This window comes from Mycobacterium talmoniae (genome assembly GCF_001854525.1).
Taxonomy (GTDB): Bacteria; Actinomycetota; Actinomycetes; order Mycobacteriales; family Mycobacteriaceae; genus Mycobacterium; species Mycobacterium talmoniae.
This window is the reverse complement of record NZ_MLQM01000258.1, coordinates 1-4739: the sequence shown is the minus strand read 5'-3', so window position 1 is coordinate 4739 and position 4739 is coordinate 1. Positions and strand designations below refer to the sequence as shown.

Sequence of the window (4739 nt, the reverse complement as noted above, 5' to 3'; positions counted from 1 at the left end):
GGATCACTGGGCCCGCACCGTCGCGCTGGTGTTCGCCGGTGTGGTGGTGGCCGGGGTGCTGGGCGCGGCGCTGATCGCCCGGATCCGGCGGGCGCGATGACCCTCCGGCTGGTGATCATTCTCGGGGTGCTGGGCACCGGGCTGGTCGGCTGGTGTATGGGCGGATACGCCGGTGCCGCAGCGGGTTTGGTGCTCGGCGCGGTCGTGGGGGTGATCCCGTGGCGCGGCACCCAGTTGTGGGCGTGGCTGCTGCGGTGGCTGCGGCGTGGTCGACCGATCGTGTTGCGGGCACCGCTGACGGTGGCCAACGACCGGGCCGGCGGCGGGGTGCGGTTCCAGGACGGGGTGGCGGCGGCGGCCGTGCAGGTGTTGGGCAAGCCGCACGCGCCGACGTTGCTCACCGGATCGACGGCCACCCACACCGATAACACCCTCGACATCGCCGACCTGCTGCCGCTGCTGCACCAAAGCCTGGGTTTGGCAATCGATTCGGTCAGTGTGGTCAGCGTCGGGGCGCGGCGCCGCAGCACCGGCGACTACGCCCGGGTGTACGACACGTTGATCGGCACCCCGCCGTATGCCGGGCGCCGGTCGACCTGGCTCATGGTGCGGGTCGCGGCCCTGGACAACGTCGAGGCGTTGCGGTGGCGCGCCTCGGTGGGGACCGCCGCGCTGGCCGCGGCGCAACGGATCGGCGCGGCCCTGCGCCAGCAGGGCATCCGCGCCAAGGTCGCGACCGCCACCGACATCGTCGAGGTGGAGCGCCGGCTGGGCAGTGCGGCGCTGGACGGGGCCGCGCGGCGGCGGTGGGGGTCGCTACGCGGGGACACCGGCTGGCTCACGACCTACCGGTATCGCCCCGAGGACATCACCGCGGCGAAGCTGGCGCAGGCCTGGACGTTGCGGGCCGACGGAATCGTCCAGAACGTCACCGTGTTCGGCGACGGCGGCATGACCGCAACGGTGACCGTGCAGACCCCACAGCCGCCGGTCAGCCCGCCCAGCGTCCTGCTGCACACGCTGCCCGGCCAACAGCCCGCGGCGATCGCGGGCCACCTATGCGGTCCGTGGCCGGCCGATGTCGGTCGCGGCGTGCTGACCGGTCCGCTGCTGGTCCCGGTCGGCCCGTCGGGGGTACTGCTCGGGAAGTCCGGCGCCGGCAACCGGCTGCTGCTGCCGCTGGACGACCCGGGCGAGCCCACCCGGGTGCACATCGCCGCCGAGGACGCGGTGGTCAAACGCATCCTGATCCGCCTGGTCGCGACCGGCGACCGGCTCACGGTGCACACCCGGGATCCGCGGCGCTGGGCCAGCGCTCGGATGCCGGACCTGGTGGTCACCGACCGGGTTCGGCCGGTCACCGGCACCACCGTCAGCGTGACCGATGGCAGTGTGGCGCCGGCGCCGCGGCCGAACACCGTGATCACCATCGGGGAGCCGGGCCGCGCCCCGGCCGACGTGCTGATCCGCCAAACCGGTCCGGGCACCGTGGACGTCACGGCCGGCGACCGGGTGTACCCGGTGGAGGTCGAGTTGTTCCGCGCCGAGAACCGCTACGTGTCGGCCGAGGCGATCCCGCCGCCGACGCCGCCCCGGATCGTCGAACTCGAACCGGTGGAGTAGCTCCGATGATGACCAGCAACGCCACCAACACCGTCGCCGCCCGCAAGCGATTCGACGACGCGATGGCGTTGTTGGACACCGACCACGCCAACCTGGCCGCCGCCCGGGCCAGGTTCGCGGAGGCCACCGCGATCGACCCGTCGATGGCCGACGCGTGGCTGGGCCGCATCGCCGCCGGCGACGACGCCCTGGCCACGCTGCAGCAGCTGTACGCCTACGGCTCCCGGCTGCATCGGGAGACCAACCGGCTCGGTGTGCACCTGTCGGCGGCGATCAAAGCCGGGCCGTACCTGTCCATCTCGGTGACCGAGGCGTCGCACGCCGGGCTGGCGCTGGCCAGCGCCCTGGTCGACGACGGCCAGTACGCGCAGGCTGGGGCGCTGCTGGAGGATGCGGCGCTGCTGGACACCTGGGAGAACCACCAGTGGCAGCAGTACCTGCGGGCCTATCTGATGTTCGTCACCCAGCGCTGGCCGGACGTGATCGAGATCGCCGCGACGGTGCTGCCGTCGCGGGCCATCATCATGGCGGCGGTCACCGCGGCCACCAACGCGTTGGCCGCACACGCCGCGGCTCATCTGGGGCAGCCGCGGGTCGCACTGGATTGGGTGGAGCGGGTGGAGGTCCGAACCGACCGCCAGCACCCGCAGGAGGCGCGTCGGCACTCGGACACCGCCGTCACCGCGATCGATCCCAACGACTTCCCGTTGATCGCCGCCGATCTGGCGTACGTGCGGGGCATGGCGCATCGCCAGCTCGGCGAGGAGGACCGGGCCGAGATCTGGTTGTCGAAGGCCACCATCAACGGCGCGCTGATCGAGCCGGCCAAGCAGGCGCTGGCCGACCCCGCGGTGCGCCTGGTGGTCACCGACGAAGAAACCATCAACAGCCGCACCGACAAATGGGATGTCGCCACCGAGCAGTCCCACCAGCAGCGCCGCGCCGAACAAGACGACGAGCGGCGCGCCGAACTGCTGGCCGAAGGCCGGGCGCTGCTGGACAACCAGGTGGGGTTGGCCGACGTCAAGCGGGCGGTGGCCGAACTCGAGGACCAGATCGAGGTGCGGGCACTGCGGCTGGCCGCCGGGCTGCCGGTGACCAATCAGACCAACCACATGCTGCTGGTCGGGCCGCCCGGCACCGGCAAAACCACCACCGCCGAGGCGTTGGGCAAGATCTACGCCGGGCTGGGCATCGTGCGGCATCCGGAGATCATCGAGGTCAAACGCGCCGACTTCTGCGGCGAACACATCGGCGCCTCCGGGCCCAAGACCAACGCCCTGATCACCCGGTCGCTGGGCCGGATCCTGTTCATGGACGAGTTCTACTCACTGGTGGAACGCCACCAAGACGGGCGCCCGGACATGATCGGGATGGAAGCGGTCAACCAGCTGCTGGTCGCGCTCGAGGTGCACCGCTTCGACTTCTGCTTCATCGGCGCCGGATACGAGCAGCAGGTCGACGACTTCCTCACCGTCAACCCCGGTTTGGCGGGCCGGTTCAACCGCAAACTGCGGTTTGAGTCCTACAGCCCCGACGAGCTCGTCGAAATCGCGATCCGGTACGGCGAGCCGCGCGCCACCCTCGTCGAACCCGCCGCTAGAGAGTCGCTCAAAGCCGCCTGTACCCGGCTGCGCGCCTACCGGGCGCCCGACGGCAGCCACGGCATCGACGTCATGCAAAACGGGCGCTTCGCCCGCAACGTCATCGAACGCGCGGAGCGGCTGCGGGACTCCCGGGTGGCCGCCCAACACCGCAGCGCCAAAGGGTCGGTGACGGTGGCGGACCTGGAAACCCTGCGGACTAACGACATCACCACCGCGGTGATCGACGCCTGCGCCGAAAAGAACCTGCCGATCTGACCCCACTCCGGCGTTCACTCTGCGGCTACGGCGACAAAATTCGAGTGGACCGCGCCCTGGGCGCAGACTCAACGGCGAACGGGGAAATAACGTGCGCGGTACATTGCTAGGCGGCAGGTAGATTCTTCTATCGCCGGTAGTAACTATGCGCACCGTCGGGTGGGCACGACACGGACGAGAGGTGCTGGTGGCCGTCGGTCGCAGGTCGGGGAAGCACCGATGACGTTGGCTCCGGGCACGGTACTGGCCGGCTACACCATCGAACGGGTGCTGGGGTCCGGCGGCATGGGCACCGTCTACCTGGCTCGGCACCGCACCCTGCCCCGCAGCGACGCGCTCAAGGTGCTGTCGGCCGAGCTGTCCCAAGACAGCGAGTTTCGCGCCCGGTTCATCCGGGAGGCCGACCTGGCCGCCACCTTGAACCATCCCAATATCGTCACCATCCACGACCGGGGTGAGACCGACGACGGTCAGCTGTGGATCGCCATGCAGTTCGTCGACGGCACCGACGCGAACGCCGAGCTGCACGGCGGGGGCATGCCCGCCGAGCGGGCGGTGCACATCATCACCGAGGTCGGCAAGGCGCTGGACTACGCGCACGCCCGCAACCTGCTGCACCGCGACATCAAACCCGCCAACTTTTTGCTGTCCGGTCAACCGGGCGACCAGGAGCGGGTGTTGTTGGCGGACTTCGGGATCGCCCGCGCCCTGGACGACGCCACCGGGTTGACCGCCACCGGGTCGCTGGTGGCCACCGCGTCGTATGCCGCCCCGGAGGCCATCGAAGGCCACCGGGTGGACGCGCGCGGCGACCTGTACTCGCTGGGGTGTTCGCTGTTTCGGCTGTTGACCGGGCGCACCCCGTACGGCCATCTGACCGGGATGAGCGCGGTCATGATGGCCCACGTGTTCCAGCCGCCACCGCGGGCCACCGAACTGGCGCCGTGGTTGCCGCCGGCGATCGACGATGTCATCGCCACCGCGATGGCCAAGGACCCGGCCGACCGTTACCAGAGCGGCCGCGCCCTGGCCGCCGCGGCGGCCGCGGCGCTGGCCGGCCAGCCGCTGCCCGCCCCGGACCGCCAAGCGGCTTCCCCGGAGCCGACGAGTTGGCCCACCCCGACCGGGCACACCGGGCCGCCGTCGGCGACGTCGGCGCTGCCCCCGCCGCCGGGGACCCGCGGGATGCCGACGCAGCCCACCGATGGCCGCACGGCGATCACCTCCCCGTCCGGGCACTTCACCCCGCCGGGG

General features: G+C 71.2%; 3 protein-coding genes. All 3 read left to right on the top strand.

The genetic code is table 11. From position 1 onward, the window contains the following. The first annotated feature begins 96 nt into the window (after positions 1 to 96). Positions 97 to 1623 (top strand): type VII secretion protein EccE, encoded by a 1527-nt coding sequence (gene eccE / locus BKN37_RS25825; protein ID WP_071029997.1) that lies wholly within the window; start codon positions 97 to 99, stop codon positions 1621 to 1623. Between the two features lie 8 nt (positions 1624 to 1631). After that, positions 1632 to 3485, top strand: a complete 1854-nt coding sequence (gene eccA, locus BKN37_RS25820) for a type VII secretion AAA-ATPase EccA (RefSeq protein ID WP_095407214.1) — start codon at positions 1632 to 1634, stop codon at positions 3483 to 3485. 219 nt (positions 3486 to 3704) lie between these two features. After that, the coding region (locus BKN37_RS25815; RefSeq protein WP_131823705.1) for a serine/threonine-protein kinase at positions 3705 to 4739 on the top strand (1035 nt) is incomplete at its 3' end.

Coding starts and splice junctions, on each gene's coding strand:
- eccA (WP_095407214.1), top strand. CDS start 1,632: ATGACCAGCAACGCCACCAACACCGTCGCCGCCCGCAAGCGATTCGAC.
- eccE (WP_071029997.1), top strand. CDS start 97: ATGACCCTCCGGCTGGTGATCATTCTCGGGGTGCTGGGCACCGGGCTG.